This is a genomic window from Gilliamella sp. G0441, assembly GCF_050589305.1.
In the GTDB taxonomy this organism is placed as follows: domain Bacteria; phylum Pseudomonadota; class Gammaproteobacteria; order Enterobacterales; family Orbaceae; genus Gilliamella.
Window position 1 is genome coordinate 1 of record NZ_JBNRJF010000026.1, and the last position, 2,649, is coordinate 2,649.

The following is a 2,649-nucleotide window of genomic DNA, read 5'->3' on the forward strand; positions in this document are numbered from 1 at the left end:
ACGGGCATTTAATGTTAAGGTATCACTGCTTAGCTTAAGCCCCTGTCCGTCAATGGCTTTCGCGCTGATGATCGCGTTTTTTGTCGCCTGCACCGCACCGTGTAAATGCATGTGCTGCGCAGCCCTTAAGGTTAAATCGCCACCCAGTGGCACTTCACCGTCAGCGGTCACGCCACTGGCCATTAACCCGGATTCGGTTTGGACAATGTCATTAGCCGTCACAACAATATTCTTTTTGGAAAGTATGCGACCTTCCTGTTTAAACGTTTTATCACTGCCAAGTGCGATATCACCATGCGCCTGAATATTGCCTGAGTTATTCAGGTCTCCACCGGTGTTAATCTGTAAGTTGGTCTGACTGTTAATCACCCCGGCATTACGGATGTTATCTGTCGCTTTGAGCGTTAAGTTTTCCTTGCTCAGTATCTTACCGCTATTGCTTACCTGACCGGTGGTACTGACCTGAAGACCGGCTTGACTGCCGATTGACCCGGCGTTAGTAATGCGACCTTTTGCCTTAACCGTCATATTGCCCTGACTGACCCATGTACCGGTATTGACGATTTTACCTTCCGTTGTCAGGCTAAAATGACCTTTACTGCTCCCTAATTCACCGGCATTACGAACCCCAACCCCTTTCTCGGTGCCCACCATCTGGATTTTACCGGCATACATCCCGCCCAGTGCTGACACATCCAGTGCCACTTCTGGTTTTGGACTGTTATCCTCCGCTAACGGGGTGATAGTCTGTGCATTGCGGCTGACTTTATTACGACCGGTCACCACATTTAAATCATTGGCCCATACTGCCGAATTTATTGACACTGAACGGGCAATTAAATCCGTGTAACTTTGTCCGGTGCTGTCGAGCCCTTTACCGGCTACCGAAATATGCCCCTGCTCAACCTGATAACCGGTTAACTCTCCGTTGTCTATTATCGGTTTACCTGTGGTGAGTGTGCTTCGGTCTGCGTTAATAAAACCACACCCGTGACAGCTAATCCCGGACGGATTGGCGATGATGACCTGCGCTTTTTGACCGGCAACCTCAATGACACCATTTAACTGGCTCGGGTTACGGGAGTTGACTTCGTTTAAGATGATTTTTGCTGAGCCTGTTTTTAAGTACTCATTACCCTGTACATAACCGCCAATCTGAGTTTGAGTGATTTTACCGCTGTTATTTAAAATCACCCCACGCTGTGAAACATCAAACTGCTTGTATTTATTATGAGAAAGCCCTTTTTTGTTTGGCGTCTGAATATTGACCTGTGTGACCCCATTCGCCGCCTGAATAACTTGCGCCTGCTGCGTTTTCTTTGCCTGCGGGTCGGCAATAATTTGACTGCCATGTGCCGGTAAAGAGAGGGTGACAAACCCGAATGATATCGACATCAGCAAGGTAACCGGTTTTAATGTTGCCAACACGGATTTAGATAAAGTCTGACCTAAACCTGATGTTGATTTTTCGTGACCGGTAGGGGTTTTTGCTATATCAGCCACCACCATCTGCATGCCACGTTTTTTATTAAAGATAACCCGATATAAATCCTTATTCATGCTAATACCCTTATATAACCTTATACTGTAATTGTTTTGTTTATTATTGTTTTATGATGTTATTGTTTTTCTGTTAATCTATTGTTGTTTTGCTAATGTTTTCTTGAGTGAGTTATTGGCTGACGTTGTCCGGGAATACTCCGCCAAATTTGCAACGTCAGGCAATAAGATTAAAAACTCCAGTTAAGCGAAAAGCCTAATGTCATTGGATTAGTTTTAAATCCTTTTGGCTTACGAACAGGCATGCCGGCAAACAGGTCATAGTACATGCCAAAGTTACTGCCACGCACCCCCACCACACTACCGGTTAAATGCCGACCTAACAGATATTCACTTTTTGCCCCGGATACTTCGCCGGTATCAAACCCTAAATACGGCTCATGATTTAATGGTGCCTGCCATGACAACTCATTACGGACATACCAACCGCGGTCAGCTTTTAGCGTCAACTCGCCATCAAAGCCACGTACACTCCAGCGTCCGCCAATCGAAAACTGGTCAGGTGAGGTTAAATTCCCTTTGCGCGTATATTGTCCCTGATAATCCAGACGATACCGGAACTGTTGTGAGCCCAGTGTAAAAGGAATGTTGGAGGAGAAATTAACGGAAATAATTTCCGCTAATGGAGTGATATTGGCCTCTCGGTCATACTCTTCCGGTGCCTTTTGGGCATTAAACCATCGTACCCCTTTTTGGAAAGAGACGCCGGCATCAAAAACCATATCATTGACATAATGACGATGTTGCAGTCCCAGCTGCCAGTAAGTCGTTTTTCGGCGCTGGATTTCAATTTCATTATCATCAATATAGTTATGCGATTGCTTTAATGTGATGCCATAATTAAGGGTGGTTTTTTGCGATTCATTTCGATGAATGACCCGACTTAACTGGAAATTGGCATTACGGCTGCGACCACTGTATTTGTAATCGACGAGTTGTCCGGCGACGGTTTGATGGTATTTATTCCCTGATAACGAGGCACTGAATAACCAGTAGCCAAACGGGACGGAGTAAGAAAACAGAAAATTCCGTGAGCCATATTTACTTTTGCCACTTAAATCCCGACCACCGGTGACATAAAAAGCATCA

2 protein-coding genes are annotated in these 2,649 nt (G+C 45.3%); both read right to left on the minus strand.

Going from position 1 to position 2,649, the window contains the following annotated elements; translation table 11 throughout:
• A partial coding sequence (locus ACKJXD_RS11815; RefSeq protein WP_430876410.1) for a filamentous hemagglutinin N-terminal domain-containing protein occupies window positions 1–1,560 on the minus strand: 1,560 nt, incomplete at its 3' end.
• A gap of 170 nt (window positions 1,561–1,730) precedes the next feature.
• On the minus strand, window positions 1,731–2,649 hold a 919-nt coding region (locus ACKJXD_RS11820; protein WP_430876411.1), incomplete at its 5' end, for a ShlB/FhaC/HecB family hemolysin secretion/activation protein.